This window comes from Rhizobium sp. N621 (assembly GCF_001664325.1).
Taxonomy (GTDB): domain Bacteria; phylum Pseudomonadota; class Alphaproteobacteria; order Rhizobiales; family Rhizobiaceae; genus Rhizobium; species Rhizobium esperanzae.
The window spans coordinates 4,139,581-4,166,195 of sequence record NZ_CP013495.1 but is presented as its reverse complement, the minus strand read 5'-3'; the positions used below and the strand labels follow the sequence as shown (position 1 = coordinate 4,166,195).

24 protein-coding genes and 2 pseudogenes are annotated in these 26,615 nt (G+C 61.9%); 20 read left to right on the top strand and 6 right to left on the bottom strand.

Going from position 1 to position 26,615, the window contains the following annotated elements:
• Positions 1-17 precede the first annotated feature (17 nt).
• The 10 genes and pseudogenes from sucD to AMK00_RS19945 all read left to right on the top strand — a co-directional run bounded on the left by sucD (position 18) and on the right by AMK00_RS19945 (position 10,033).
• Positions 18-920 (top strand): succinate--CoA ligase subunit alpha, encoded by a 903-nt coding sequence (gene sucD / locus AMK00_RS19990; protein WP_064805429.1) that lies wholly within the window; start codon positions 18-20, stop codon positions 918-920.
• A gap of 165 nt (positions 921-1,085) precedes the next feature.
• Complete coding sequence (locus AMK00_RS19985; protein WP_064805427.1) at positions 1,086-4,070, top strand: 2-oxoglutarate dehydrogenase E1 component; 2,985 nt, start codon at positions 1,086-1,088, stop codon at positions 4,068-4,070.
• A gap of 15 nt (positions 4,071-4,085) precedes the next feature.
• Positions 4,086-4,394, top strand: a complete 309-nt coding sequence (locus AMK00_RS19980) for a YciI family protein (protein ID WP_064811504.1) — start codon at positions 4,086-4,088, stop codon at positions 4,392-4,394.
• A 39-nt stretch (positions 4,395-4,433) separates the two neighbouring features.
• A complete protein-coding gene (gene odhB / locus AMK00_RS19975; RefSeq protein ID WP_064811503.1) occupies positions 4,434-5,690 on the top strand; it encodes a 2-oxoglutarate dehydrogenase complex dihydrolipoyllysine-residue succinyltransferase in 1,257 nt (418 codons plus the stop codon).
• 12 nt (positions 5,691-5,702) lie between these two features.
• Entirely contained in the window at positions 5,703-6,452 is a 750-nt protein-coding gene (locus AMK00_RS19970) for a DUF4241 domain-containing protein (protein WP_064811502.1), read from the top strand.
• A complete protein-coding gene (locus AMK00_RS19965; protein WP_064811501.1) occupies positions 6,449-6,979 on the top strand; it encodes a hypothetical protein in 531 nt (176 codons plus the stop codon). Before AMK00_RS19970 ends, AMK00_RS19965 begins: the two co-directional genes overlap by 4 nt.
• Complete coding sequence (locus AMK00_RS19960) at positions 6,976-7,728, top strand: SDR family oxidoreductase (protein WP_064811500.1); 753 nt, start codon at positions 6,976-6,978, stop codon at positions 7,726-7,728. Before AMK00_RS19965 ends, AMK00_RS19960 begins: the two co-directional genes overlap by 4 nt.
• 123 nt (positions 7,729-7,851) lie before the next feature.
• Positions 7,852-7,998 (top strand): annotated as a pseudogene (locus tag AMK00_RS33715) (LysE family translocator); the annotation flags it as partial.
• Between the two features lie 25 nt (positions 7,999-8,023).
• The gene (lpdA, locus tag AMK00_RS19950) at positions 8,024-9,430 is read left to right on the top strand and encodes a dihydrolipoyl dehydrogenase (RefSeq protein ID WP_064811498.1); all 1,407 of its coding nucleotides are present in this window, start codon (positions 8,024-8,026) and stop codon (positions 9,428-9,430) included.
• Positions 9,431-9,532: 102 nt separating this feature from the next.
• Positions 9,533-10,033, top strand: a complete 501-nt coding sequence (locus AMK00_RS19945) for a cytochrome b (RefSeq protein WP_064811497.1) — start codon at positions 9,533-9,535, stop codon at positions 10,031-10,033.
• A gap of 78 nt (positions 10,034-10,111) precedes the next feature.
• Here the strand turns inward: AMK00_RS19945 and AMK00_RS19940 are convergent, their stop codons facing one another.
• Together AMK00_RS19940 and AMK00_RS19935 are read right to left on the bottom strand one after the other, a co-directional pair.
• Complete coding sequence (locus tag AMK00_RS19940; RefSeq protein WP_064811496.1) at positions 10,112-11,188, bottom strand: TraB/GumN family protein; 1,077 nt, start codon at positions 11,186-11,188, stop codon at positions 10,112-10,114.
• 178 nt (positions 11,189-11,366) lie between these two features.
• Complete coding sequence (locus AMK00_RS19935; RefSeq protein ID WP_064811495.1) at positions 11,367-12,302, bottom strand: tyrosine recombinase XerC; 936 nt, start codon at positions 12,300-12,302, stop codon at positions 11,367-11,369.
• Between the two features lie 139 nt (positions 12,303-12,441).
• Here AMK00_RS19935 and AMK00_RS19930 point away from each other — a divergent pair, with 139 nt between their 5' ends.
• On the top strand, positions 12,442-13,392 hold the full coding sequence (locus AMK00_RS19930; RefSeq protein WP_064805407.1) for a GNAT family N-acetyltransferase: 951 nt from the start codon (positions 12,442-12,444) through the stop codon (positions 13,390-13,392).
• A gap of 4 nt (positions 13,393-13,396) precedes the next feature.
• Complete coding sequence (locus AMK00_RS19925) at positions 13,397-13,837, top strand: GNAT family N-acetyltransferase (protein ID WP_064811494.1); 441 nt, start codon at positions 13,397-13,399, stop codon at positions 13,835-13,837.
• Between the two features lie 17 nt (positions 13,838-13,854).
• Here AMK00_RS19925 and AMK00_RS19920 read toward each other — a convergent pair whose 3' ends face one another.
• Positions 13,855-14,787, bottom strand: a complete 933-nt coding sequence (locus AMK00_RS19920; protein WP_064811493.1) for a dihydrodipicolinate synthase family protein — start codon at positions 14,785-14,787, stop codon at positions 13,855-13,857.
• Positions 14,788-14,971: 184 nt separating this feature from the next.
• On the opposite strand from AMK00_RS19920, the gene AMK00_RS19915 reads away from it, so the two are divergent.
• The 8 genes from AMK00_RS19915 (at position 14,972) to AMK00_RS19880 (ending at position 23,005) form a co-directional block, all read left to right on the top strand.
• Positions 14,972-17,188, top strand: coding sequence for a primosomal protein N' (locus AMK00_RS19915; RefSeq protein ID WP_064811492.1), 2,217 nt, complete (start codon positions 14,972-14,974; stop codon positions 17,186-17,188).
• A gap of 71 nt (positions 17,189-17,259) precedes the next feature.
• Positions 17,260-17,649, top strand: a complete 390-nt coding sequence (locus AMK00_RS19910) for an AGROH133_08824 family phage infection protein (RefSeq protein ID WP_064811491.1) — start codon at positions 17,260-17,262, stop codon at positions 17,647-17,649.
• Between the two features lie 255 nt (positions 17,650-17,904).
• Positions 17,905-18,471, top strand: coding sequence for a F0F1 ATP synthase subunit delta (locus AMK00_RS19905; RefSeq protein ID WP_082240336.1), 567 nt, complete (start codon positions 17,905-17,907; stop codon positions 18,469-18,471).
• Positions 18,471-20,000 carry a F0F1 ATP synthase subunit alpha gene (gene atpA, locus AMK00_RS19900; RefSeq protein ID WP_064805395.1) on the top strand — a complete coding sequence of 510 codons (1,530 nt, stop codon included), beginning with the start codon at positions 18,471-18,473 and terminating at the stop codon, positions 19,998-20,000. Before AMK00_RS19905 ends, atpA begins: the two co-directional genes overlap by 1 nt.
• Positions 20,001-20,028: 28 nt before the next feature.
• Positions 20,029-20,913: a F0F1 ATP synthase subunit gamma gene (locus AMK00_RS19895; RefSeq protein WP_064805394.1), complete on the top strand. Its 885-nt coding sequence runs from the start codon at positions 20,029-20,031 to the stop codon at positions 20,911-20,913.
• 21 nt (positions 20,914-20,934) lie between these two features.
• Positions 20,935-22,362 (top strand): F0F1 ATP synthase subunit beta, encoded by a 1,428-nt coding sequence (atpD, locus tag AMK00_RS19890; protein WP_011427065.1) that lies wholly within the window; start codon positions 20,935-20,937, stop codon positions 22,360-22,362.
• Positions 22,362-22,601, top strand: a complete 240-nt coding sequence (locus AMK00_RS19885) for a hypothetical protein (protein WP_064696517.1) — start codon at positions 22,362-22,364, stop codon at positions 22,599-22,601. Before atpD ends, AMK00_RS19885 begins: the two co-directional genes overlap by 1 nt.
• On the top strand, positions 22,601-23,005 hold the full coding sequence (locus AMK00_RS19880) for a F0F1 ATP synthase subunit epsilon (RefSeq protein ID WP_064805390.1): 405 nt from the start codon (positions 22,601-22,603) through the stop codon (positions 23,003-23,005). The genes AMK00_RS19885 and AMK00_RS19880 overlap by 1 nt, the downstream gene beginning before the upstream one ends.
• A 357-nt stretch (positions 23,006-23,362) precedes the next feature.
• On the opposite strand, the gene AMK00_RS19875 is transcribed toward AMK00_RS19880, so the two are convergent.
• From AMK00_RS19875 to AMK00_RS19865, 3 genes and pseudogenes are all read right to left on the bottom strand, one after another.
• Positions 23,363-24,100 carry a sugar transferase gene (locus AMK00_RS19875; RefSeq protein ID WP_064811489.1) on the bottom strand — a complete coding sequence of 246 codons (738 nt, stop codon included), beginning with the start codon at positions 24,098-24,100 and terminating at the stop codon, positions 23,363-23,365.
• Positions 24,101-24,267: 167 nt separating this feature from the next.
• Positions 24,268-25,487, bottom strand: a pseudogene (locus tag AMK00_RS19870) (acyltransferase family protein).
• Positions 25,488-25,576: 89 nt separating this feature from the next.
• Positions 25,577-26,587 (bottom strand): ABC transporter substrate-binding protein, encoded by a 1,011-nt coding sequence (locus AMK00_RS19865; RefSeq protein ID WP_064811487.1) that lies wholly within the window; start codon positions 26,585-26,587, stop codon positions 25,577-25,579.
• Positions 26,588-26,615 lie beyond the last annotated feature (28 nt).

The following is a 26,615-nucleotide window of genomic DNA, read 5'->3' as shown; positions in this document are numbered from 1 at the left end:
TTGAGGGATCGGAAAGAATGTCTATTCTCGTCAATAAAGACACCAAGGTCCTCGTTCAGGGTCTGACCGGCAAGACCGGCACGTTCCACACCGAACAGGCGCTCGCTTACTACGGCACCCAGATGGTCGGCGGTATCCACCCGAAGAAGGGCGGCGAAACCTGGACCGGCGCGAAGGGCGAAAGCCTGCCGATCTTCGCGACCGTCGCCGAAGGCAAGGAAAAGACCGGCGCCAACGCATCGGTCATCTACGTTCCGCCGGCCGGCGCTGCCGACGCGATCATCGAAGCGATCGACGCCGAGATCCCGTTCATCACCTGCATCACCGAAGGCATCCCGGTCATGGACATGGTGCGCGTCAAGGCTCGCCTCGACCGCTCCAAGTCGCGACTGCTTGGGCCGAACTGCCCGGGCATCATGACGCCGGAAGAGTGCAAGATCGGCATCATGCCGGGCTCGATCTTCCGCAAGGGCTCAGTCGGCATCGTGTCCCGCTCGGGCACGCTGACCTATGAAGCCGTCTTCCAGACCTCCAACGAAGGTCTCGGCCAGACGACGGCCGTCGGCATCGGCGGCGACCCGGTCAAGGGCACCGAGTTCATCGACGTGCTCGAGATGTTCCTGGCCGACGAAGCCACGACCTCGATCATCATGATCGGCGAAATCGGCGGCTCTGCTGAAGAAGACGCGGCTCAGTTCCTCAAGGACGAAGCCAAGAAGGGCCGCAAGAAGCCGATGGCTGGCTTCATCGCCGGCCGTACGGCGCCGAAGGGCCGTACCATGGGCCATGCCGGCGCCGTGGTATCAGGCGGCAAGGGTGACGCGGAATCGAAGATCGCGGCGATGGAATCGGCAGGCATCAAGGTGTCGCCGTCTCCGGCCCGGTTGGGCAAGACGCTGGTTGAAGTCCTGAAGGGCTGAAGCCACCTATAGACCGGGCGGAGGAACGGCATCTGCGCCTTCCGCCCGGTTCGCAAACGAGACCAGCAGATGCGCCGCGGACAGGCGGCGATCGAATGCGGCAGCCGGCGATGAGCCGGCAAAATCATCAAGTCAGGAGGCGGGCCGAAGCGTCCGCATATCACCATGGCACGGCAAGAAGCCAACGAGCAGTTTCAGATCACCTCGTTTCTGGATGGCGCCAACGCGGCCTATATCGAGCAGCTCTATGCGCGCTACGAAGAGGATCCGGCGTCGGTCGACGATCAATGGCGCACCTTCTTCAAGGCGCTGGAAGACGATCCTGCCGATGTGAAGAAGGCGGCCAAGGGAGCATCCTGGCGCAGGAAGAACTGGCCGCTGGCACCTCGCGGCGATCTGGTGTCGGCGCTCGACGGCGACTGGGGCATCGTCGAAAAGGCGATCGAGACGAAGGTGAAGGCCAAGGCCGAAGCCGAGGGCAAGCCTGCCGACAGCACCGACGTGCTGCAGGCGACGCGCGATTCCGTCCGCGCAATCATGATGATCCGCGCCTACCGCATGCGCGGCCACCTGCATGCCAAGCTCGATCCGCTCGGAATCGCCGCCGCCGTCGACGATTATCGCGAGCTGTCGCCTGAGAATTACGGCTTCACATCAGCCGATTACGACCGCAAGATCTTCATCGACAACGTGCTCGGCCTGGAATATGCGACCATCCCCGAGATGATCGAGATCCTCGAGCGCACCTATTGCTCGACACTCGGCGTCGAATTCATGCATATTTCCAACCCGGAAGAGAAAGCCTGGATCCAGGAGCGCATCGAAGGCCCCGACAAGGGCGTGGCCTTCACCGCTGAAGGCAAGAAGGCGATCCTTGCCAAGCTCGTCGAAGCCGAAGGCTACGAACAGTTCCTCGACGTCAAGTTCAAGGGCACCAAGCGCTTCGGCCTCGACGGCGGCGAATCGCTGATCCCGGCTCTGGAGCAGATCCTGAAGCGCGGCGGTCATCTCGGCCTGAAGGAAGCCGTGTTCGGCATGGCCCATCGCGGCCGCCTCAACGTGCTCTCGCAGGTCATGGGCAAGCCGCACCGCGCCATCTTCCACGAATTCAAGGGCGGTTCCTACGCACCCGATGAAGTCGAAGGCTCCGGTGACGTCAAGTATCACCTCGGTGCATCCTCCGACCGCGAATTCGACGGCAACAAGGTACACGTGTCGCTGACGGCAAACCCGTCGCATCTCGAAATCGTCGATCCCGTCGTCATGGGCAAGGCGCGCGCCAAGCAGGACATGAGCGCTACGGTGTGGGAAGGCGACATCATTCCGCTTTCCGAACGCTCCAAGGTTCTGCCGCTGCTGATCCACGGCGATGCGGCTTTCGCCGGTCAGGGCGTCATTGCCGAAATCCTCGGTCTTTCCGGTCTGCGCGGCCACCGTGTTGCCGGCACCATGCACGTTATCATCAACAATCAGATCGGTTTCACGACGAACCCGGCCTTTTCGCGCTCGTCGCCCTATCCGTCCGATGTCGCCAAGATGATCGAAGCGCCGATCCTGCACGTCAACGGTGACGATCCGGAAGCGGTCGTCTACGCAGCCAAGATCGCGACCGAATTCCGCATGAAGTTCCACAAGCCTGTGGTGCTCGACATGTTCTGCTATCGCCGCTACGGCCACAATGAAGGCGATGAGCCGTCCTTCACGCAGCCGAAGATGTACAAGGTCATTCGCGGCCACAAGACCGTGCTGCAGCTCTATGCGGCGCGCCTCGTCGCCGAGGGACTGCTCACCGAAGGCGAAGTCGAGAAGATGAAGGCCGACTGGCGCGCGCATCTCGAGCAGGAGTTCGACGCCGGCCAGAGCTATAAGCCGAACAAGGCCGATTGGCTGGATGGCGAGTGGTCGGGCCTGCGCACCGCCGACAATGCCGACGAGCAGCGCCGCGGCAAGACCGCGGTGCCGATGAAGACGCTGAAGGAGATCGGCCGCAAGCTCTCGGAAATTCCGGCGGGCTTCAATGCGCACCGCACGATCCAGCGTTTCATGGAAAACCGGGCCAACATGATCGCCACCGGCGAGGGCCTCGACTGGGCGATGGCCGAAGCGCTCGCTTTCGGCGCGCTTTGCCTCGAAGGCCACAAGATCCGCCTGTCTGGTCAGGATTGCGAACGCGGCACCTTCTCGCAACGTCATTCGGTTCTCTATGATCAGGAAACCGAGGAACGCTACATTCCGCTCGCCAATCTTTCGCCGACGCAGGCCCGCTACGAAGTCATCAACTCGATGCTTTCGGAAGAGGCCGTGCTCGGCTTCGAATACGGCTACTCGCTCGCCCGCCCGAATGCGCTGACGCTCTGGGAAGCGCAGTTCGGCGATTTCGCCAACGGCGCGCAGGTGGTCTTCGACCAGTTCATCTCGTCGGGCGAACGCAAGTGGCTGCGCATGTCCGGCCTCGTCTGCCTGCTGCCGCACGGCTATGAAGGCCAGGGCCCGGAGCACTCCTCAGCTCGTCTGGAACGCTTCCTGCAGCTCTGCGCGGAAGACAACATGCAGGTCGCCAACGTCACGACGCCGGCGAACTACTTCCACATCCTGCGCCGGCAGCTGAAGCGCGACTTCCGCAAGCCGCTGATCCTGATGACTCCGAAATCGCTGCTTCGCCACAAGCGGGCAGTCTCGACGCTTGCGGAACTCGCCGGCGAATCGGCTTTCCATCGCCTGCTCTGGGACGATGCCGAAGTGATCAAGGACGGCCCGATCAAGCTGCAGAAGGACAATAAGATCCGCCGTGTCGTCATGTGCTCCGGCAAGGTCTATTACGATCTTCTGGAAGAGCGTGAAAAGCGCGGTATCGACGACATCTATCTGCTGCGCGTCGAACAGCTTTATCCTTTCCCGGCTAAGGCCCTCATCAACGAGCTTTCGCGCTTCCGCAACGCCGAAATGGTCTGGTGCCAGGAAGAGCCTAAGAACATGGGCGCATGGTCGTTTATCGACCCCTTCCTCGAATGGGTGCTTGCCCACATCGATGCGAAGTACCAGCGCGTCCGCTATACCGGCCGCCCGGCCGCCGCCTCGCCGGCGACGGGCCTGATGTCGAAGCATCTGTCGCAGCTCGCCGCATTCCTCGAGGATGCATTGGGCGGCTAATCAAAGGGGGGCGCAATGGCTTATTTCTTTTTAAGACTGCTGCCGCCGCGCCCCACTTTCCCGCATGACGGGACCGGGAAGGAAATGGCGGCGATGAAACGCCATGTCGAATATTGGCATCGGCAGGCCCTTGCGGGATCGGCAATTGTCGTCGGTCCCGTGTTCGAGGGTGCAGGCGCCTTCGGCATGGCAGTCGTCGAAGTGGAGGATCAGCCGGCGGCGCAAGCTCTTGCCGACGGCGATCCGATCATCGCTTCCGGTCTCGGGTTCCGTTTCGATATTTTGCCGATGCCCTCGATCATTTTGCGGCCGCCCGCCGTCTGAAACGCATAAACGAAAACACACGAAATCAGGATTTGAACAATGGCCACAGAAATCCGCGTTCCAACTCTCGGTGAATCCGTCAGCGAGGCAACCGTCGGCACCTGGTTCAAGAAGGTCGGCGACGCCATCAAGGCCGACGAGCCGATTCTGGAGCTTGAAACCGACAAGGTGACCATCGAAGTTCCCGCGCCTGTCTCCGGCACGCTGTCGGAAATCGTCGCCGCCGCCGGCGAGACCGTCGGTCTCGGTGCACTGCTCGGCCAGATCGCCGAAGGTGCCGGTGCTGCCGCGTCGGCTGCTGCCGCACCGGCTGCCGTTCCCGCCCAGCCGGCCCCGGCTGCCGCGGCCCAGCCGGCTGCTGCTGCCGCTGCATCCTCGTCGAGCGCTTCCGTCTCCACCATGCCGCCGGCACCGGCGGCTGCGAAGATGCTGGCTGAAAGCAATCTTTCCGCCGATCAGATCGACGGCAGCGGCAAACGTGGCCAGGTGCTGAAGGGCGATGTCATTGCCGCCGTCGCCAAGGGCATTTCCGCTCCGGCGGCCGTACCCGCAGCGGCGCCGGTTGCAGCGCGCGGCCCGTCGACGGTCGAGGATGCCTCGCGCGAAGAGCGCGTGAAGATGACGCGCCTGCGCCAGACGATCGCCAAGCGCCTCAAGGACGCGCAGAACACCGCCGCCATGCTCACCACCTATAACGAGGTGGACATGAAGGCGGTCATGGACCTGCGCAACAAGTACAAGGACATTTTCGAGAAGAAGCACGGCGTCAAGCTCGGCTTCATGGGCTTCTTCACCAAGGCTGTGACGCATGCGCTGAAGGAGCTGCCGGCGGTCAATGCCGAGATCGACGGCGCCGACGTCATCTACAAGAACTACTGCCATGTCGGCATGGCCGTCGGCACCGACAAGGGTCTTGTCGTTCCTGTTATCCGCGACGCCGACCAGATGTCGATCGCCGAAATCGAGAAGGAACTCGGTCGTCTTGCCAAGGCGGCGCGTGACGGCTCGCTTGCTATGGCCGACATGCAGGGCGGCACCTTCACCATTACCAACGGCGGTGTCTACGGTTCGCTGATGTCTTCGCCGATCCTCAACGCGCCGCAGTCCGGCATTCTCGGCATGCACAAGATCCAGGAGCGGCCGGTTGCGATCGGCGGCCAGGTGGTCATCCGTCCGATGATGTATCTGGCACTGTCCTACGATCACCGCATCGTCGACGGCAAGGAAGCAGTCACCTTCCTCGTGCGCGTCAAGGAAAGCCTCGAAGATCCGGAACGTCTGGTTCTCGATCTCTAAGGGAGCATTTCGATGCGGAACCGGATCATGCGAGCGGCGCGCCTTCTTCTTTGCGCTGCCGCCGCGCATGCCCCGGTCTCCGCGTCGGCTGCCGGCTGGGATGTCGGCAAGGCCAGCAGCAATTTCGAACTGGTGGCGCTTGATGATGCCGAACTCTCCAGCCGGTCGATCGACGTGGTCCATATGGGCGATGTCGAGCTGACGTCGGGGCGCATCGTCGCGGCCGATCCGCTTGCTCAGCCGGATCGTCCGGCGCTGGCAAGAACGGTTGCGCCGGGCGACTATCCGGTGACGCTCTACCGGGCCTTCGGGCGCATCGCGGCGGCGAGCATGCGGTTGGCCGAGGGCAAACCCGATCATTGGGAGTTAGCCGTCCTTCCCGGGCAGGACCCGGCGACGCTGAAAGATGACGAGATCTTCGGCTATCCTGTCGATGCCGGCGTTGGCTGTTACATGGACGCCGATACGCTGGCGCTGATCGACGAGCGGCAAGCGCAGGTCCAGGCGCAGAAGCCGGATGCCGACATCAATTATTACGACGACGTGCTGGCTTCGGAGCTCGATGCCAACAAGAACCACTATGCGCTGCACCGGCCGATTGCCGGCAAGAAGGGCAATGTCGCCGTGTTCTGGAGCGGCTGGGGCGACGGTGTCTATCCTGTCTTCTGGGGCCTCGACAAGGACGGCCGTCCATTGGTGCTGTTGACGGATTTTGGTGTGATCGAGAAGGCCGACGGACGGCGAGAGCCGAAGGTGCAATGAGCGGGACGATCGGGATCATGGCAGGGCGGAGAGGTGCAACTGTGATTGCAGCTGCCGCGGTTTTCGCTATCCCAGTTGTTGCGTTCGCCGCCGACTGCAAACAAGAGCACGCCGTTTACGTCGACCGTGACGGCGCCTATGAACTGCGTTTTACACCGCTGAATTCTCCCTCGGCTGCCGCCAGCAACCAGTTCAAGGTCAATGCGCTCGAGACATCCGTCGTCATGGAAGGCTACGTGATGCCGTCGGAAGATCCGGTGCGGGCGATCGGCGTCCTGATGTTCAATTGCCCGGAGGGGGACGCAACCGGCGCCGACCTCGATGCCTGCACCGTCTGGCAGGGCGCCGTCTACGGTATGAATGCCAAGGGCGAGATGGACAATCTGCAGCCGGAGGGTGCGGCGGCGGCCGAAAAGCTCGTGCTTCCCGGCCTTGGTCCCGCCATTCGTGAATCGAGCGCCTGGGGCGAGGGCAAGGCTTCGGTGGCGCCCTGGGACGTGATGACTTTCAAGGAGTGTGCGACATGAGTGATGCACCTGTTGTTCTCGTGACCGGCGGCAGCCGGGGCATTGGCGCCGCGGTCTGCCGGCTCGCCGCGCGCCAGGGCTGGCGCGTCGCCGTGAATTATGCCTCCAGCCGACAGGCGGCGGAAGCTGTCGTTGCGACGATCACTGAGGCCGGCGGCGAGGCCATGGCGATCCAGGGCGATGTCGGCACGGCTGCCGATATCGCAGCCATGTTTGCCGCGGTCGATCGCCATTTCGGCCGGCTCGATGGGCTGGTCAACAATGCCGGCATTGTCGACTACCCGCAGCGGGTCGACGAAATGTCGATGGAGCGGATCGAAAGGATGCTGCGCGTCAATGTGACCGGCTCCATCCTGTGCGCGGGAGAGGCCGTTCGCCGGATGTCGAGCCGTCATAGCGGCCGGGGCGGCGCGATCGTCAACGTTTCGTCGATGGCGGCAATCCTCGGCTCGGCGACACAGTATGTCGATTATGCGGCCTCGAAGGCGGCGATCGATACCTTCACCATCGGGCTTGCGCGTGAGGTCGCGGCGGAGGGTATTCGTGTGAATGCCGTCAGACCCGGTATCATCGAAACCGATCTGCATGCTTCCGGCGGACTGCCGCACCGGGCGCGCGAATTGGCGCCGTCGGTGCCGATGCAGCGTGCGGGCACCGCCGAGGAGGTGGCGGACGCTATCCTCTATCTTCTTTCTCCTTCCGCCTCCTATGTCACGGGCGCGATCCTCAATGTGAGCGGCGGCCGCTAGAGGGACGGGGCAAAAAGCAGCATGCAGTATATTCTCGAATTCCTCGGCCTGATGACCGTCTTCTCGATCTTCCTCGTCGTGTCGGGCGCCGATTTCACCGCCATCATGACCGGCCTCGGCATGGGCTGGTTTGCCGACGTCTCCAAATTCTTCACGGTCAAGACGATCCGTGACAGCTTCATTGCCAGTGGCAAATGGTTCAACCGCATCACCGGAGCGGCACTCGTCGCCTTCGGCTTCCGCCTCGCGCTCTCGCGCGCCGCCGACTAATTGAAAATTCAAAGGGAAAGAAGCAATGTCTTATGATGTGATCATTATCGGAACCGGCCCGGGTGGCTATGTCTGCGCCGTCAAGGCAGCCCAACTCGGCCTCAAGGTCGCCGTTGTCGAAAAGCGCGCCACCTATGGCGGCACCTGCCTGAACGTCGGCTGCATCCCGTCGAAGGCGCTGCTGCATGCCTCCGAAATGTTCCATCAGGCCGGCAACGGCATGAGCGCGCTCGGCATCGACATCCCGGCGCCGACGCTCAACCTTGGCAATATGATGGCGCATAAGGATGCGACGGTGAAGGCGAATGTCGACGGCGTCGCCTTCCTCTTCAAGAAGAACAAGATCGATGCCTTCCAGGGCACCGGCAAGATCGTCTCGGCCGGCAAGGTTGCCGTCACCACCGAGGACGGCCATGTGCAGGAGATCGAAGGCAAGAACATCGTCATCGCCACCGGTTCGGATGTCGCCGGCATTCCCGGCGTGCAGGTCGAGATCGATGAAAGGACCATCATCTCGTCCACCGGCGGCATCGCGCTGGACAAGGTGCCGGAAACGCTGATCGTCGTCGGCGGCGGCGTCATCGGCCTCGAACTCGGTTCGGTCTGGTCGCGCCTCGGCGCCAAGGTCACCGTTGTGGAATATCTCGACACCATCCTCGGCGGCATGGACGGCGAAGTCTCCAAACAGTTCCAGCGCATGCTTGCCAAGCAGGGCATCGATTTCCATCTCGGCGCCAAGGTCACCGGCGTCGAAAAGGGTGAGAAGGGCGCCAAGGTCACCTTCGAGCCGGTCAAGGGCGGCGACGCCGTGACGCTCGACGCCGACGTCGTGCTGATCGCCACCGGCCGCAAGCCTTATACGGCAGGTCTCGGCCTCGAAGAGGCCGGTGTTGTGCTCGACAATCGCGGCCGTGTCGAGATCGACGGTCACTTCAAGACCAATGTCGCCGGCATCTATGCTATCGGCGATGTGGTCAAGGGCCCGATGCTGGCGCACAAGGCGGAAGACGAGGGTGTGGCGCTGGCCGAAATCCTCGCCGGACAGCATGGCCATGTGAATTACGATGTGATTCCGAGTGTCGTTTACACGCAGCCCGAGATCGCCTCGGTCGGCAAGACCGAGGAAGAGCTGAAGGCGGCGGGTATCGCCTACAAGGTCGGCAAGTTCCCGTTCACGGCGAACGGCCGCGCCCGCGCGATGCTGGCGACCGACGGCTTCGTCAAGATCCTCGCCGACAAGGACACTGACCGCGTGCTCGGCGGCCATATCGTCGGTTTCGGCGCCGGCGAGATGATCCACGAGATTGCCGTGCTGATGGAGTTCGGCGGTTCGTCGGAAGATCTCGGCCGCAGCTGCCACGCGCATCCGACGATGTCGGAAGCGGTCAAGGAAGCTGCGCTCGCGACCTTCTTCAAGCCGATCCACATGTAATCTTACATCTTCGTAATGAAGCGTTCAGCCGCTTGCCGCGAGGCAGGCGGCTGTTTTAATTTTGGCGCATCGCAGACATCGGCATGTGACGAAGGTTAGAAAATGCAAAAGCCGTCCGCCAAGGGTTACAGCCTCAGCCAGCGCTTGCTTCACTGGACGGTAGCGCTTTTGATCTTCTACAATCTGCTGTTTCCTGACGGCATGAACATCTGGCATCGGCTCATGCGCCGGGGGGAGATGCCAACGCCGGAGCAGATTGCATCGGCCAACATCCATGCCTACGTCGGCATCGGCATCCTGCTGCTCGCTGCCGTCAGGCTCGGACTGCGCTTCGTCAACGGGGTGCCCGCCGAGGCGGCGGAGGAGCCGGCGATCTTCCGTCTTGCGGCGAAGCTTGCGCATGCCGGTCTCTACATCCTGATCTTCGCCATGCCGCTTACGGGCATCGCCGGCTATTATTTTGGCGTCAATCCCGCGGGGTCGTTGCACGCGGATATCCTGAAGATCATTCTCTGGGCGCTGATTGCGGCCCATGTCGCGGGCGCGCTCGCCCATCAGTTCTATTGGAAAAGCAATGTGCTGCGCCGCATGACGCTCGGCTGAGCGCCATCTGACGTATAAAAACTGAGGTTGTCAGTCTCGAGGAGCTGCCATTGCGGCTGATTATTCCGGGGGCACGCTTCAGTTTACGGCCGTCACCGTAAAACCCTGCTTGCGCAGCAGTTCGATGACGCCGCCCTGGCCGGGCAGGTGCAGGGCGCCGACGGCCATGAAAACATTGCCGCCGTCGAGAATGGGAGCGGCGCGCTCGGCCATCACCTTGTTGCGATCGAGGATGACGCGCTGTTCGAAGGCGGCGTAGTCGCCGGCCTGGTCTTCATTCGTCGGCGTCACCGTCTTCAGCATCGGCATGGTCATGCCGATATCGCCGGAGAGGTAGAGATCGGTCATCGTTTCGACGACGTCGCTCATCTTGTCGCCGAGTTCCAGCGTCTCGATCAGCGACTTCATATGGAATTCCACCGGCAGGTCGGCCATGGCCTGGATCTGTTCGGCAAGGGTCTCCAGCCCCTTGACCTGCTTGCCCTGAGCAACGGCGTCGGTGGCGATTTTCTGGTCGAGAAACTGCACGCCTCTGGCCTTGCGGGCGAGTTCGCAGGCCGGAAGGGCGACGGCGCTGGAGATCATCCATGGCCGCATGCGGGCGACGGCGCTGAGCGGGATGCCGCGCTGCTTGAGGCCGGCTTCCAGGCGCTTGTAGTCCTCGACAGAGAGCAGCTTATCGATCGTCGTGCCGTCGGTGAACATTGTCAGTTCCGGCCGTGCGAGCAGGGCGGCCGTCGCCTTGCGCTCATCGAGGATCTCGTCGGATTCGATGATGATCGTATTGGCTGCGTCGTGGGCGGCCTGGGCGCGCGGCGGCAGGGCAAGCACACGGGGATCGGTCACGTGCATGCTGCCGAGCAGCCATGAAGGGGCAAGTCCAGGCTTCTCGATCTTCCAGAAGATGCCCTTGCCGTTCGGCGTTGCCTCGGCTTCCTTGACCGCCTCGGCGTATCGCGCGGGGTCGCTCTGCTGTAAGTCGACCATCAGATTGCGGCCGGTGCAGGCTGTGTCTTCGGCCGCCGCCGGCCTTGCGGCGAGGAGGGCGACAAACAGAGCCGCAACAAGCAGCATGTGGAAGGCTGCAATCAGCCAGAGCAGCAGATTGCCGGGTGCTGCGAGGAAAAAAGCCCGGCGGCTGATTGAAGTCGTCATCCTGGTATTCCCCACATGCCCTATCGCTTCTGCTCTACGCTCGGCTTGCGCATAATCCTTTAAGAGAATGCGTTAACGAAAACTTAGCGCATCGCTTCAGGCGGATTCATGGGCGCTGAGCTTGTCGACAATAGGAGATGCGGTCGTCACAAGCGCTGCGCATTTTGGACGAGATGCGTCAAGCGCGCGGATGGGCTCGATCATACACCTCAAGCAGCCGCGATGCATCGACGCCGGTATAAACCTGCGTTGTCGAAAGGCTGGCGTGGCCGAGCAGTTCCTGGATGGTGCGCAGATCGCCACCGCCGGCAAGCAGATGGGTGGCGAAGGAGTGGCGGAGTGCATGCGGCGTCGCCGTCTCCGGCAGGCCGAAGGCGCCGCGCAGCTTCTGCATGGCCCGCTGGATGATCGCCGCCTGCAGCTTGCCGCCGCGGGCGCCGCGAAACAGCGGCTCACCGCTTTCGAGATCATATGGGCAGAGCGCGCGATATTTCTCGACGGCGTCGAACACTACGGGCAGCAGCGGCACCAGCCGTGTCTTGTTGCCCTTGCCGGTGATGCGCAGCGTCGTCGCGCCCTTCGGCAGGTCGGCGGGAACGAGACCCAGCGCTTCGGAAATGCGCAGGCCACAGCCGTAGAGCAGGGTCATAACAGCCGCATCGCGCGCGGCGATCCAGGGTTCATCATGCAGCTGGGCTCCATCGCTGACGATGGTGATCGCCTGCGTGTCCGACAGCGGTTTTGGCAGCGACTTCGGCTGTTTCGGCGAACGGATCGCACCGGCGCCGGCGGCATTGACCAGGCCCTTCTTTTCCAGGTGACGCAACAGCGAACGAAGGCCGGCGAGATTGCGGCCGAGCGAACGGGCGCCGGAGCCTTGCCTGCGCCGAGCAGCCAGGAAGGCGCGGAAATCGGCGGGGCGCAATTCCCTGATATCGCCGAGCGTTGCCGGGCCGGCGAGATGACCTGTCAGGAAGGTCAGAAACTGGCGGGTGTCGCGCTCATAAGCATCGAGCGTATGCTCGGAAAGACGGCGTTCACGAGCGAGGTTTTCGAGCCACGCAGCGCGTTCCGCCATCAGGTGCGGGTCGGCGATTACAAGCAGTTCATTCACATTGCTGGCCTTGAATTTGCCTTCAAGTCCGCCAATTTGAAGCAGGAACGGTTATGGAATTGCTAATGCCGGCCAAGCCTTTGTCATCCTTCGATCATATTGTACTGCGATAGCTTACAGCCCATAGACAGGATCTTTCATGGCACGGCGCGATTCCATGACGGCTTTCGGACAACTCGCGGAAGCGATCGCTCTCGTTTCACAGGGAAAGCCCGGTCACATCGTCGACACGCTGATTGCCGAACGCGGCCAGAGGATCGTGAAACATCCGCTCTGGCCGGTCATGCGACCGTTCCTCTACACGCTTCTGCGCTACAACAAGGCGATCGAATTCGCCAATGCGGTTGCCAAGATGCCGGGGTTCCAGTCCTTCGAATATCTGAGCGACGTGCTGAAGCTCGACATCGGCGTCGCCAACGGCGAACGCATTCCTGATAGCGGCGGCTTCATCCTCGTCAGCAATCACCCCACGGGCATTGCCGATGGCGTCGCCGTATTCGACCTCCTGAAAACGCGCCGGCCCGATATGATGTTCTTTGCCAATCGCGATGCGATCCGCGTCAATCCGCGTTTTGCCGAGATGGTCATCCCCGTCGAATGGCGCGAGGAGCACAAGAGCAAGCTCAAGGCGCGCGAGACGCTGCAATTGACGAACCACGCTGTGCGGGAAGGCAAGGCGACGGTGCTCTTTCCATCGGGCCGCATCGCCTATTGGGCCAATGGCCGGCTCAACGAACGCCCATGGAAAACGTCGGCGGTCGGGCTGGCGCGCAAATACAATCTGCCGATCCTCCCCGTCCACATGACGGCGCGCAATTCCGGTCTTTTTTATTGGCTGGCGAAGTGGTCGACGGAGCTTCGCGACATGACGGTTTTCCACGAACTCTTGAACAAGCGCGGCGACCGCTTCGATTTCGTGATCGGCAATCTCATTCCAGCCGAACATCTCGATGGCGATGTCAACGAGGTGACGAAGGCGCTGGAGAAACATACGGTCCACGACATGGCCCGCGATGGGGACGCGACATTCGTGCCGGTCGGCGGGCCGGCTGCGGCGATGCCGCGCGAGATGTCGGTTCTGGCCGTTTAGAGCCGTGACGATCGATATTCGCATCTTCCATGATGGGTTGCCGGAGGCGATGGCGGGACTTGCGCACGAAGCCCGACAGGAGGGCCATCTCCATATCGGCCGGCTTATCGATGAGTGGGCAGCTGGCGACATCCGCTTCGCGCGTGACGGCGAAAGGCTGCTCGGCGCCTTTGCGGACGAAGCACTCGTTGGTGTCGGTGGCATGACCATCGAACCCGCCCTGCCGGAAACGCTGCGGATGCGGCGTTTCTACGTTCGCCCCGCGATGCGCAGTCGCGGCGTCGGGCGGTTGCTTGCGCTCACCCTTCTGGATCGCGCGCGGCGCTTCTGCCGTTGTGTCACCGTACATGCGGGAAACGACGGTGCGGCGAAATTTTGGGAGTCGCTTGAATTTCGTCCCCGTGACCAGGATGCCTATACCCATGTTCTCGATCTGCGCGGTTGAGGCGAGATCGCGCACCATCATGCGCCGATCTCCTTGAGGCGGACCGCCTGGCGGGCTAAAAGCCGCTCGACATCGGCAATGTCGAGCGCCGACAGCCTGGCGCCCGGCTTGCGCAGGGTGGCGGACTTGATGACGCCGCGCTTGGCAAGCACGTATTTGCGGCAGGCAAGACCGATGCCCTGCTGCTGTTCATAGCGGGCGAGCGGCAGATAGGCATCGAAGATTTCGTGGGCGCGCTCGGGATTGCCGGCGCTATAGGCTTCGACCACGCCGATCATCATCTCGGGATAACAGAAGCCGGTCATGGCGCCATCGGCGCCGCGACCCATCTCCTCCGGCAGGAAAAGCCCGCCATTGCCGCAGAGGATGGAGATGCGCCGCATGCCGCCCTTGTCGCCGGCTGCGCGAAGCGCGGTAATTTTCGACAGGCCCGGCCAATCCTCGTGTTTGAGCATGACGCAATTGGGAACTTCTCTGACAATGCGCTCAATGACCGCGGGTGCGATCGTCACGTTGGTGGTAAGCGGATAGTCCTGCAGCACGAAAGGCGTATCACCCAGGGCCTCACCAGCCGACTGGTAGAAGGCGAAGACCTGATCGTCGGTCCTGATGGTCCAGGGCGGCGCAACCATGACGCCGGCGGCACCTTCGCCCATGACGGCCTCGGCGAGCTCGCTCATCGGGGCAAGTCCGGGCGCCGACACGCCGACGACCACCGGAAGGCGCCCGTCGAGGCGCTTCAGCACACGCTCGACCACGATCCGCGATTCCTCGGCGGTCAGCTTCGGGGCCTCGCCGAGCTGGCCGAGCACCGTCAGGCCGGTGACGCCGGCGCCTTCATAGAAATCGACCATGCTGTCGATGCTTTCGAGATCGAGAGCGCCGTCATCGGCAAAGGGAGTTACGGCGATAACGTAGACGCCTTTGGCATTCTCGGTCAGTCTGGCCATTCATGCTCTCCGATTCAGCTATCGAACAAATCTTCTGGCATCTAGGCGGCCAATTGTCTGCTCCGCAACTTTTTCTCAAGGCGCGGTCCATCTTGGCGAGTCTTCGTTATCAACGTTGTCGCCCGACGAACCATCGCGTCTTTGCGGTTCCAATTCCATCGATTTGCGGGCATGGTCTCGCGCGATGAGCATAGATTCGTCCGATCTCTTTGGCGCGATTTTCGAAGCACCGCCCGCGAACCGAACGGTTCCGGTGCTGGTGCCGATGCCGGCGCCGAAACCCTATTCCTACTCGGTGCCGGAGGGCATGGCGGTCGAGCCCGGCTCTGTCGTGCAGGTGCCGCTCGGGCCGCGGCAGGTGATCGGTGTCGTCTGGGACGGCGGCGAAGATGGCGTCGATCCGAAGAAGCTTCGGCCGATCAGCCATGTCTTCGATTCCCCGCCGCTTTCCAAGGAGATGCGGGATTTCATCGATTGGGTGGCGAGCTACACGCTCTCCCCGCCCGGCCTCGTCGCGCGCATGGCGCTCAGGGCGCCGAACGCCTTCGAGCCGGAGCCGATGGTGGAGGGGCTGAAATTCGTCGGCGGCGAACCCGAGCGGATGACACCGGCACGTGCGCGCGTGCTCGCGGCCGCTTCCGACGGCCTCTCCTGGACGCGCAGCGGTCTGGCGCACGCGGCCGGCGTTTCGACGAGCGTCGTCGATGGGCTGATCACGCTCGGCATTTTCGAAACGGTGTTCCTGCCGCCGCCGCCTGTTGTGGCGATGCCGGATCCCGATTTTGCCGCCGCGCGCCTGGAAGGGCCGCAGAAAGAGGCGGCCGCGGAGATCGTCTCCGACGTCCGCAGGGGCGAATTTTCAGTGTCGCTGATCGACGGGGTGACCGGCTCCGGCAAAACGGAGGTCTATTTCGAGGCGATCGCCGAGACGCTGAAACGTGGCAAGCAGGTGCTGATTCTGCTGCCGGAGATCGCGCTGACGGCCAGTTTTCTCGAGCGTTTTCAGGATCGCTTCGGGGCAAAGCCCGCCGAATGGCATTCCGATCTCGCCCCACGCATGCGTGAAAAGGTCTGGCGCCAGGCGGTGACCGGCGAGGTACGGGTCGTCGCCGGCGCCCGCTCGGCGCTCTTCCTGCCTTTCGAGGACCTCGGCCTCATTATCGTCGACGAGGAGCATGATCCGGCCTACAAGCAGGAGGATCGCGTCTTCTATAATGCTCGCGACATGGCCGTCGTGCGCGGCCGCATCGGCGATTTTCCCGTCATCCTGGTCTCTGCGACACCGTCGGTCGAAAGCCAGGTCAACGGGCAGGGCGGCCGCTACAGCACCGTTCACCTGCCCACGCGTTTCGGCGACGCGGCGCTGCCGGACCTGCATCTCATCGATATGCGCAGGCACGCGCCGGAGCGGGGTGGCTTCCTGTCGCCGGTGCTGATCCGGGCGATCGGCAAGACCGTGGAGAGGCGCCAGCAGGCGCTGCTCTTTCTCAATCGGCGCGGTTATGCGCCGCTGACGCTCTGCCGGGTCTGCGGTCACCGCTTCCAATGCCCGCAATGTTCCAGCTGGCTGGTCGAGCATCGCTTCCGCAAGCAGCTGCAGTGCCATCAATGCGGCCATGCCGAGCGCACGCCGGAAGCATGCCCGGAGTGCGGCACGCTCGACCATCTGGTCGCCTGCGGGCCAGGCGTCGAGCGCATCGCCGAAGAGGTGGAGCGGCATTTCCCCGAGGCGCGGACGATCGTTCTCTCCTCGGACATGATGGGCGGGGTGAAGCGGCTGCGGCTGGAGCTTGATGCAATCGCCAAGGGTGAGGCCGATATCGTCATCGGCACACAGCTCGTCGCCAAGGGGCATAATTTTCCGCTGATGACGCTGGTCGGTATCGTCGATGCCGACCTCGGCCTTGCCAATGGCGATCCGCGTGCGGCCGAGCGCACCTTTCAGCTTCTGTCGCAGGTGACGGGGCGCGCCGGGCGCACCGGCCTCAAGAGCCATGGGCTGCTGCAGACCTACCAGCCGCAGCATCCGGTCATGCAGGCCATCGTTTCCGGCGATTCGGATGCCTTTTATGAACGCGAAATTACCGAGCGCGAACGCGCGGCATTGCCGCCCTTCGGTCGGCTCGCCTCGATCATCGTTTCGGCCGAAACGCGCCATGACGCGGAGAACCATGCGCGCGGCATGCGCAACGCAGCCCCCCAGGTCTCCGGCATCTCAGTGCTCGGCCCGGCGGAAGCGCCGCTTGCGCTGGTGCGCGGCCGCCACCGCTTCCGCCTCTTGGTCCACGGACGGCGCAACTCCGACATGCAGGGGTTTCTGCGGGCGATGCTGTCGCAGTCACCGAAGGAGCGCGGATCAGTACAGGTTCAGCTCGACATCGATCCGCAGAGTTTTCTCTAATGCGCCATTTCCTCCTTTTCCGGCTCATGCCATAAAACACCGATTCTTTCCGGGTGATTTGAGGCTGATGCATGGAATTCTATTTTCCAACCGAACTCGGCGAGCAGCTCGCCTTCTGCTCTGCCGCTTTCGCGGCGCTGGCCGGCTTCATCATGATGTTTGCGCCGGGCCATGCTTTCCGCCTTCTCGGCTTGCAGGCGCAGGAGGGGCGGTCTGAAGGATATGGCGAGGGACGCTCGATGGGCGGTTTCTATCTCGGCTTCGGCCTCGCGGCGATCATGCTTGCCCAGACAACGATCTACATGGCATTCGGCGCCTCCTTTGCGATGGCTGCCTTTGCGCGGCTCATCTCGATCCTGTCCGATAAGGGGAGCAATCTGGTCAACTATTTACTTCTGGTTGTGCAAGTCGCGCTGGCTGCGCTGCCGCTGCTCTATGTTTTCGGCTTCGTTCAAACGTGAATTTCACCGCCGGCGGGCCGCCTTTGCGGCCTGTCCGCAAGCCTTTGCGCAATTTTGCGAACAGAAATTCATGCGAAAGGCGTATTCGGACGTTACGCGTGTTGCGAGTCCGAACATCCTATGTTAGACGGACCCCGAATTTCGGAAGAAGCAAGAGGCTTCTCTTGTGATTTCTGGGGGAAATCAAAACGAATTCAAGGTCATAGGTTCGGCGCCCGCCGAGAGCCGGATTTTGGATTGAAATCAGGGAAATTTGTGCCAGTGGCAGACACGTCCCAGCTTACTTCTGGTGTTGCCGAGCGCTATGCCTCGTCGCTTTTCGAGTTGGCGCGCGAACAGGGCGCCGTCGACAGCGTAACCGCCGATCTCGACCGTTTCCAGGCGATGCTGGATGAAAGCGCCGAATTGAAGCGCTTCGTCGCGAGCCCGGTTTTCTCCGCCGAGGATCAGCTGAAGGCGATCGTCGCCATCAGCGAGAGGGCCGGCATCAGCGGCTTCTTCGCCAATTTCCTGAAGGTCGTGGCGCGCAACCGCCGCCTGTTCGCCCTGCCGGGCATGATCAAGGCCTTCCGCGTCATTGCTGCGAATCACCGCGGTGAAATCTCCGCCGAGGTCACCTCGGCCCATGCTCTGACCGCAGAGCAGGAAAATGAATTGAAGGCGGCGCTGAAGGGCGTCACCGGCAAAGACGTGGCGATTGCCGTCACGGTTGATCCGTCAATTCTTGGTGGTCTGATCGTCAAGGTCGGGTCCCGTCAGATTGATACGTCTCTTCGTACCAAACTCTCTACCCTTAAGCTTGCATTGAAAGAGGTCGGCTGATGGATATCCGCGCCGCGGAAATTTCCGCAATTCTCAAAGACCAGATCAAAAATTTCGGCAAAGAGGCAGAAGTCTCGGAAGTCGGCCAGGTTCTCTCCGTCGGTGACGGTATTGCTCGCGTTTACGGTCTGGACAACGTCCAGGCCGGTGAAATGGTCGAGTTCCCGGGCGGCATCCGCGGCATGGCTCTGAACCTTGAATCTGACAACGTCGGTGTCGTTATTTTCGGCTCCGACCGTGACATCAAGGAAGGCGACACCGTCAAGCGGACCGGCGCCATCGTCGACGTTCCGGTTGGTCCGGAACTGCTCGGCCGTGTTGTCGACGCGCTCGGCAACCCGATCGACGGCAAGGGCCCGATCAACGCGACCCGCCGTTCGCGCGTCGACGTCAAGGCTCCCGGCATTATTCCGCGCAAGTCGGTTCATGAGCCGATGTCGACCGGCCTCAAGGCCATCGACGCGCTCATCCCGGTCGGCCGCGGCCAGCGCGAGCTTGTCATCGGCGACCGCCAGACCGGCAAGACCGCCATCCTTCTCGATGCCTTCCTCAACCAGAAGGCCATTCACGACAACGGTCCGGAGGGCGAGAAGCTTTACTGCGTCTACGTCGCCGTCGGCCAGAAGCGCTCCACCGTTGCCCAGTTCGTCAAGGTTCTCGAAGAGCGCGGCGCACTGAAGTATTCCATCATCATTGCCGCGACGGCATCCGACCCGGCGCCGATGCAGTTCCTCGCTCCATTTGCCGGCTGCGCCATGGGCGAATATTTCCGCGACAACGGCATGCATGCGCTGATCGGTTACGACGACCTGTCGAAGCAGGCCGTATCCTATCGCCAGATGTCGCTGCTGCTGCGCCGTCCGCCGGGCCGCGAAGCCTATCCGGGCGACGTTTTCTACCTGCATTCGCGCCTGCTCGAGCGCGCTGCGAAGATGAACGACGACAAGGGCGCCGGTTCGCTGACCGCCCTGCCGGTCATCGAAACGCAGGGCAACGACGTGTCGGCCTTCATTCCGACCAACGTGATCTCGATCACCGACGGCCAGATCTTCCTCGAAACCGACCTGTTCTATCAGGGTATCCGTCCGGCCGTTAACGTCGGTCTCTCGGTTTCCCGCGTCGGCTCGTCGGCACAGATCAAGGCGATGAAGCAGGTCGCCGGCTCGATCAAGGGCGAGCTTGCCCAGTATCGTGAAATGGCCGCCTTCGCCCAGTTCGGTTCGGACCTCGACGCTGCAACGCAGCGCCTCTTGAACCGCGGCGCACGCCTGACCGAACTCCTGAAGCAGCCGCAGTTCTCGCCGCTGAAGACGGAAGAGCAGGTCGCCGTGATCTTCGCCGGCGTCAACGGCTACCTCGACAAGCTGCCGGTCGCTCAGGTCGGCAAGTTCGAACAGGGCCTGTTGTCCTATCTGCGTTCGGAAGGCTCCGCCATCCTCGATGCGATCCGCACCGAAAAGGCTATCAGCGATGACACGAAGGGCAAGCTCGTTGCTGCTCTCGACAGCTTCGCCAAGTCTTTCCAGTAATCGGGCCCTAAGTTAGGACGGATCACGGATGCCTTCACTCAAGGATCTGAAAAACCGGATCGCCTCCGTCAAGGCGACGCAGAAGATCACCAAGGCGATGAAAATGGTCGCCGCGGCGAAGCTTCGGCGTGCGCAGGAGGCGGCCGAGGCCGCCCGGCCTTATTCGCAACGCATGGGTGCGGTTCTGGCGAACATCGCCAAGGCCGTCACCGATGCGGATGGCGCGCCGGCGCTGATGACCGGCAGCGGCCAGGACAAGGTCCATCTTCTGGTGGTCTGCACGGCCGAACGCGGTCTCTGCGGCGGCTTCAATTCGCAGATTGCCCGCTTTGCGCGTGACCATGTCCGCAAGCTGCTGGCCGAGGGCAAGACGGTGAAGATCTTCACCGTCGGCAAGAAGGGTTACGACATCCTTCGCCGCGAATTTGCGCCGCTGATCATCGAGCGCAAGGAACTGCGCGAAGTCAAGAAGATCGGTTTCGAAAACGCCGACCAGATCGGCAAGCGCATCATCGAGATGTTTGCCGCCGGTGAGTTCGACGTCTGCACGCTGTTCTACTCCGAGTTCAAGTCGGTGATCAGCCAGGTTCCGACCGCGCAGCAGCTGATCCCGGCCAAGGCTCCGGAAGCCGTCGCCGAAGATGCCGCCCATGCCGGCGCCGTCTACGAATACGAGCCGGATCCGGCGTCGATCCTCGGCGATCTGATCCCGCGCAACATCTCCGTCCAAATCTTCCGCGCGCTCCTGGAGAACGTCGCAGGCGAGATGGGCGCCAAAATGAGCGCCATGGACAATGCGACGCGCAATGCCGGTGAGATGATCAACAAGCTGACGCTGAGCTACAACCGTCAGCGTCAGGCTCAGATCACCAAGGAACTGATTGAAATCATTTCGGGCGCGGAAGCGCTCTGAGTTAGGAAAGAGGGTAAGAAAATGGCTGAGGCAGCTACCCGCTCTGTCGGCAAAGTCACCCAGGTTATCGGCGCCGTCGTCGACGTTGCTTTCGAAGGCGAACTGCCGGCGATCTTGAACGCGCTTGAAACCGACAACAACGGCAATCGCCTGGTTCTCGAAGTCGCTCAGCATCTGGGCGAAAACGAAGTCCGCACGATCGCGATGGACTCGAGCGAAGGTCTCGTTCGCGGCCAGCAGGTCATCGATACCGGCGCTCCGATCTCGGTTCCGGTCGGCGATGAAACGCTCGGCCGTATCATGAACGTCATCGGCGAGCCGGTCGACGAAGCAGGCCCGCTGAACACCGCTCACAAGCGCGCCATCCACCAGGACGCTCCTGCCTATGTCGAGCAGTCCACGGAAGCGCAGATCCTCGTCACCGGCATCAAGGTCGTCGACCTTCTCGCTCCTTATGCAAAGGGCGGCAAGATCGGCCTGTTCGGCGGCGCCGGCGTCGGTAAGACCGTTCTCATCATGGAACTGATCAACAACGTCGCCAAGGCGCATGGTGGCTACTCGGTTTTCGCAGGCGTGGGTGAACGTACCCGCGAAGGCAACGACCTTTATCACGAAATGATCGAATCGGGCGTCAACAAGCATGGCGGCGGCGAAGGCTCCAAGGCTGCGCTCGTTTACGGCCAGATGAACGAACCGCCAGGCGCCCGCGCTCGCGTGGCTCTGACCGGCCTGACCGTCGCAGAACATTTCCGCGACCAGGGCCAGGACGTTCTGTTCTTCGTCGACAACATCTTCCGCTTCACGCAGGCTGGTTCCGAAGTATCGGCTCTGCTCGGCCGTATTCCTTCGGCCGTGGGTTATCAGCCGACGCTCGCAACCGACATGGGCCAGATGCAGGAGCGCATCACCACGACGACGACCGGCTCGATCACCTCGGTCCAGGCCATTTACGTTCCGGCCGACGACTTGACCGACCCGGCGCCGGCAACCTCGTTCGCCCACTTGGACGCAACGACCGTTCTGTCGCGCTCGATCGCTGAAAAGGGCATCTATCCGGCCGTCGACCCGCTCGACTCCACCTCGCGCATGCTCGACCCGATGGTCGTCGGCGAAGAGCACTACGAAGTGGCCCGTAAGGTTCAGTCGACGCTGCAGCGCTACAAGGCCCTGCAGGACATCATCGCCATCCTCGGCATGGACGAACTGTCGGAAGAAGACAAGCTCGCCGTCGCCCGCGCCCGCAAGATCGAGCGCTTCCTGTCGCAGCCGTTCTTCGTCGCAGAAGTCTTCACCGGTTCGCCGGGCAAGCTGGTTGCCCTCGAAGACACGATCAAGGGCTTCAAGGGTCTCGTCAACGGCGAATACGACAATCTGCCTGAAGCCGCGTTCTATATGGTCGGTTCGATGGACGAAGCTATCGAGAAGGCCAAGAAGCTCGCTGCCGCTTGATGAGCGACGCTCAGGACGAGATATTCTGCTGCGACTCCCTCAAAGGGGTCGTGGCAGAACTTCCGGAACCGGCCGCGCCAACTGTCTATCGTGCCGATAACGGCGTGCTGATGATGGTTGTCGGACTGGTTCAGACCGAGGAGGGCCTCGGATATCTCGACCAGGCGATACTGCACTGCCCGTTCTGCGGGACAAAATTGCAAGATGCAAAAGCCATAGCCGAGAAGGTAAGTCACTGATGGCTGACAATTTCAACTTTGAGCTCGTTTCGCCGGAGCGTCTGCTGCTGTCGGAGATGGTGACAGAGGTGGTCGTTCCCGCGACCGAGGGCGAGATGACCGTCATGGCGAACCACGCGCCGACAATGACGACGATCAAGCCGGGCGTGGTGAGCGTGCGTTCGGCTTCCGGCAAGAAGCAGGACTATGTGGTGTTCGGCGGTTTTGCCGATATTCTGCCGACGGGCTGCACGCTGCTGGCCGAATCCGCCGTTCCGGTCGAGGAACTCCATAAGGACGAACTGACCCGCCGCATCGAGGCTGCCCGCAAGGAGCTCGAACATGCCGAGCTGCATGAGCACAAGTCGAGGCTCGAGCACTTCATCATGGAACTGACGCATCTTCGCGGCATCGTCCAGGATTGATCATACCGACAGCATCAATGAAAGGCGGCCTCGAAGGCCGCTTTTTTGTTTTGCGGTCTTCGAGCGAAGGTCGAAGCGCCATCATCGAAGAGCTTGAAAGAAAGAGTGGGCGTTCAAAGCCGCTTTTGCCCGGCCTATAACGGAGAGGCCACACTTGCAGCGCCGTCCGCCCCCAAGGCGCGCAAAAAGGCCATGCGGCTCTTAATAGACCCATAGTGTTTTCTGATTCGGGTCGATGTGCTGAAGCACGTCGCGGTCTTTCAGATTCGCCTCTCGCGCTTTAGCGCTTTGTTTTGCGCATACCGTTTTCGTGGCCGCATATCTTTGCGCGCCATGCTTTGAACCGGTAGACTCTCACTAGAAGCCGGTGCCGCCGCGCAGCTCGATGACCAGCGTCTTCAACAGTATTTTCAGGTCGAGCCGCAGGCTGAAATTCCTGACATAATAGATATCGCAGGCGATGCGGGCCCGGGCTTGCAACGGGCGCGCCGTCGGTCCGCGCCAGCCGCGTGTCTGCGCGAGGCCGGTGATGCCGGGGCGCATGATGTGGCGATGGTGGTAGTTCGGCACCAATTCTTCGTAGAGCCTGCCGGCCGCGCGCATGTTGATGGCATGACAGCGCGGACCGACCAGGGACATGTCACCCCTGAGGACGTTTAGAAGCTGCGGCAGCTCATCAATGTTGGTCCTGCGGAGCAGAGCGCCGATGCCGGTCACCCGCCTGTCGCCCTTGACGGTTTGCTGGATGCCGCTGGGATCGCAAGCGTCGGTGTGCATCGAGCGGAACTTGAAGACGGTGATCTTCCGGCCGTTCAGGCCCCAACGGATCTGACGGAAGAATACGGGGCCGCCATCGTCGAGTTTGATGAAAAGAGCGATTGCCAGGAAAAGCGGCGCCAGCACGAGGAGAGCGCTGGCCGAGATGACGATGTCGATCAGCCGCTTTACGGCCAATCGCAGAGCCGCCTTCCCTTCGACAGCGGAAAAGCTGTCCGGCTGGCGAATGTTGGAGTTCGCTACAACCAGGGTCCGGATTTTGTTCTGACGCTGAGACGAATCGAAGCGTGAACTTATCTTCGAAGTAAAAGCATTCATTACTCAAAGCCCAGAAGTTTAGATGCGATACTGAACAGCGGGGAGACAGATACATGCTTACGTATGGTTTGTCATCGTTATAAATAAGAAATCGGTAAGCATAAAGACGCCAAAAATGGGAGTATTTCGCGTTAACCCTAATGCCTCTAGTTGAGTGGTATTCGAAATTATACTTTTAAAGGAGTAGCCCGATCAGGCGGCGCGATGTCAGGCGGCTACCCAAGTCGATTGCCGGTCGTTCCAACAGATAATAACTGAGGCTTGCCACCAGAAAAACCAGCGCCGCCGTCAGTGTGCAGGATTGCAGCCAGCCGGTGACCACATTCTCCGAGGCGGCCCCGAACGAGCCGGGGGCGAGTCTCTGGATCAATGTCAGGATGATCTCCTGCCAGATGTAAATGCCGAAGGAGATCTTGGCGACGTAGCGGATAGGAGCGTTATCAAGCAGCCTGCCCAGACCCTGCGAATGGCTGAGTGAAATGAGCGCTGTTGCGACGGCCAGTGGGAAGACCGGAAATCCATAAGGGATGTCAAGCCAGCCGTAACCTTCGGCCGAGCCACCGGGGGATGTGAGGAGGCGGTAACCGGCAATCGCAAGGGCCAGGAGTGCCGCGGCATCGAACCAGGGGGAGCGTCTTGCGGGCAACATCACTTCGATGCCGGCGGCAAGCGCGCCGAGCGCGAAGACGGCAAAGAAGCCGATCGGGTTATAGTTAGGCATCCATTCCTTCGCCCCGCCCTGCAGGCCATATGCCCAGCCACGACCGATATCGTCGAGCGCAAAGAGCCTCAGGATCACCAGATGGGCAAGAAGGACGACGGCAACGACGCCGAGCCATGCGGCGCGGGCGAAGAACGGACGTCGCCGCAGCAGCGGCAAGCGAAACAGCAGGAAAAAGCCGACCGGCAGGAGCACATAGCTGGTCACCTCGAAGGGAATGGACCAGAGCGGCCCATCGGCTTCGACGGGAAAAAACGTGCGCCAATGCCACTGGCTCATGAACAGTAGTCCCGAGACGTAGCGGACGACGAGTTCCGGCGTCGGCGGCAGGGCAAGCAGCGTCAGGCTGAGGACGAAGCTGACGCTGGCGGCGAACCAGAAGCCCGGAGCGATGCGTGCCAACCTGCGGATGGCGTAGTGCCCAAGGTTCGGCATGGCGCCGCCGGCGTCGAGAGCGTGCCAGAAGGGGCGGGCAAGCAGAAAGCCGCTAAGCACGAAAAAGATGGCGACGCCGAAATTGCCGAAGCGGAGGACGTTTGCCGTCGCCGCCATTTCATCCGGAACTCTGCGCATATCCAGCCGGAGCGCGAGATGATGAGCGAGCACCAACAAGCAGGCCATCGCGCGCAGAAAGTCTGCTCCGACGAGTCTGTCCTGTGCTCGCATGTCGTTCCCCGCCCTGCCCGATTCGGCTTAAACCGCCCCAGGCTCAAAGCATTGCCGCGGAAAGCCGCTTCGGCAAGGCCCGGGCCGGATCAGCCGAGGAACTCGTTGGTGTAATAGGTGGAAAAGTCCGGCTTCTCTTTGAGCGCGACGCCATTCGCATCCACCAGGATCTCGTTCTCGATCAGGAAGCCGCCGATGGCATCGGCCTTTGCCGGGTCAAGCGTGCCGATCACGCCGGCCTCGGATCTCAGGAAATGGCCTTCGATCAACGCTTTCTGAGATGCTTTTACCAGTTCCGCGTTCATCAGCGCGCCGTTACTTCCTGATATCAGCAGGTCGCAGGCTTCGTCGGGATGGTCGATGGAGTAGACATAGCCTTGACGTGTGGCCTGGATGAAGGCGCGCGCGTGTTCTCGACTGGCCGAGAGATAGGCGTCGCTGGAAACGATGACCGTCGTCTGCTCGTCGGGAATGCCGTAATCGGAATAATGGAAGCGGCTGATCTTCCGATTCTCCAGCTCGGCGGCGATGCCCTCCCAGGTGTAGATCTCCAGCGTGAAGTCAATCGAGCCATTGTCCAGTGCCTCATAGGCGGAGGTGCCGAGGGTGACGGTCTTGACGTCGCCTTTGCCGCCGTCATTGCGGATCATTGCCGAGACCAGCGCGCTCTCCCAGGTGCCGCCGAAGCCGCCATAGGTCTTGCCGTCGAGATCTCTAGGGCTCTTGATGTCGTCGCGTCCGCCCTTGAAGATCAGGCGCGCGGTTTCCGTCTGGACGACGCCATAGACCATCTTCACGTCACCGCCGCCAGCCCGCTGCGTGAGGGCCTCGATCTCGCTGCTGATGCCGAAATCGGCGACCCCGTTTGATACCAGCGTGCCGGCGCTGGTGTCGGTAAAGGGTAGAATTTCGACATCGAGGCCGGCGGCCGCATAGAAGCCCTTCGCCTTGGCGACATAGATGCCGATATGGTTGGTGTTGGGCGTCCAGTCCAGCGCGATGCGAACCTTTGCGGGCGCCGGTTGGGCGAAGGCGGTGCGGCCGGCGAGGCTTGTCGCGATGGCGGCGAGGATCGTCTGGCGACGGGTGAGAAGCGGCATGGTGACCTCCTCAGGTCTTGAGAGCATG

Coding starts and splice junctions, on each gene's coding strand:
- sucD (WP_064805429.1), top strand. CDS start 18: ATGTCTATTCTCGTCAATAAAGACACCAAGGTCCTCGTTCAGGGTCTG.
- AMK00_RS19985 (WP_064805427.1), top strand. CDS start 1,086: ATGGCACGGCAAGAAGCCAACGAGCAGTTTCAGATCACCTCGTTTCTG.
- AMK00_RS19980 (WP_064811504.1), top strand. CDS start 4,086: ATGGCTTATTTCTTTTTAAGACTGCTGCCGCCGCGCCCCACTTTCCCG.
- odhB (WP_064811503.1), top strand. CDS start 4,434: ATGGCCACAGAAATCCGCGTTCCAACTCTCGGTGAATCCGTCAGCGAG.
- AMK00_RS19970 (WP_064811502.1), top strand. CDS start 5,703: ATGCGGAACCGGATCATGCGAGCGGCGCGCCTTCTTCTTTGCGCTGCC.
- AMK00_RS19965 (WP_064811501.1), top strand. CDS start 6,449: ATGAGCGGGACGATCGGGATCATGGCAGGGCGGAGAGGTGCAACTGTG.
- AMK00_RS19960 (WP_064811500.1), top strand. CDS start 6,976: ATGAGTGATGCACCTGTTGTTCTCGTGACCGGCGGCAGCCGGGGCATT.
- lpdA (WP_064811498.1), top strand. CDS start 8,024: ATGTCTTATGATGTGATCATTATCGGAACCGGCCCGGGTGGCTATGTC.
- AMK00_RS19945 (WP_064811497.1), top strand. CDS start 9,533: ATGCAAAAGCCGTCCGCCAAGGGTTACAGCCTCAGCCAGCGCTTGCTT.
- AMK00_RS19940 (WP_064811496.1), bottom strand. CDS start 11,188: ATGACGACTTCAATCAGCCGCCGGGCTTTTTTCCTCGCAGCACCCGGC.
- AMK00_RS19930 (WP_064805407.1), top strand. CDS start 12,442: ATGGCACGGCGCGATTCCATGACGGCTTTCGGACAACTCGCGGAAGCG.
- AMK00_RS19920 (WP_064811493.1), bottom strand. CDS start 14,787: ATGGCCAGACTGACCGAGAATGCCAAAGGCGTCTACGTTATCGCCGTA.
- AMK00_RS19915 (WP_064811492.1), top strand. CDS start 14,972: ATGAGCATAGATTCGTCCGATCTCTTTGGCGCGATTTTCGAAGCACCG.
- AMK00_RS19910 (WP_064811491.1), top strand. CDS start 17,260: ATGGAATTCTATTTTCCAACCGAACTCGGCGAGCAGCTCGCCTTCTGC.
- atpA (WP_064805395.1), top strand. CDS start 18,471: ATGGATATCCGCGCCGCGGAAATTTCCGCAATTCTCAAAGACCAGATC.
- AMK00_RS19895 (WP_064805394.1), top strand. CDS start 20,029: ATGCCTTCACTCAAGGATCTGAAAAACCGGATCGCCTCCGTCAAGGCG.
- atpD (WP_011427065.1), top strand. CDS start 20,935: ATGGCTGAGGCAGCTACCCGCTCTGTCGGCAAAGTCACCCAGGTTATC.
- AMK00_RS19885 (WP_064696517.1), top strand. CDS start 22,362: ATGAGCGACGCTCAGGACGAGATATTCTGCTGCGACTCCCTCAAAGGG.
- AMK00_RS19880 (WP_064805390.1), top strand. CDS start 22,601: ATGGCTGACAATTTCAACTTTGAGCTCGTTTCGCCGGAGCGTCTGCTG.
- AMK00_RS19875 (WP_064811489.1), bottom strand. CDS start 24,100: ATGAATGCTTTTACTTCGAAGATAAGTTCACGCTTCGATTCGTCTCAG.
- AMK00_RS19865 (WP_064811487.1), bottom strand. CDS start 26,587: ATGCCGCTTCTCACCCGTCGCCAGACGATCCTCGCCGCCATCGCGACA.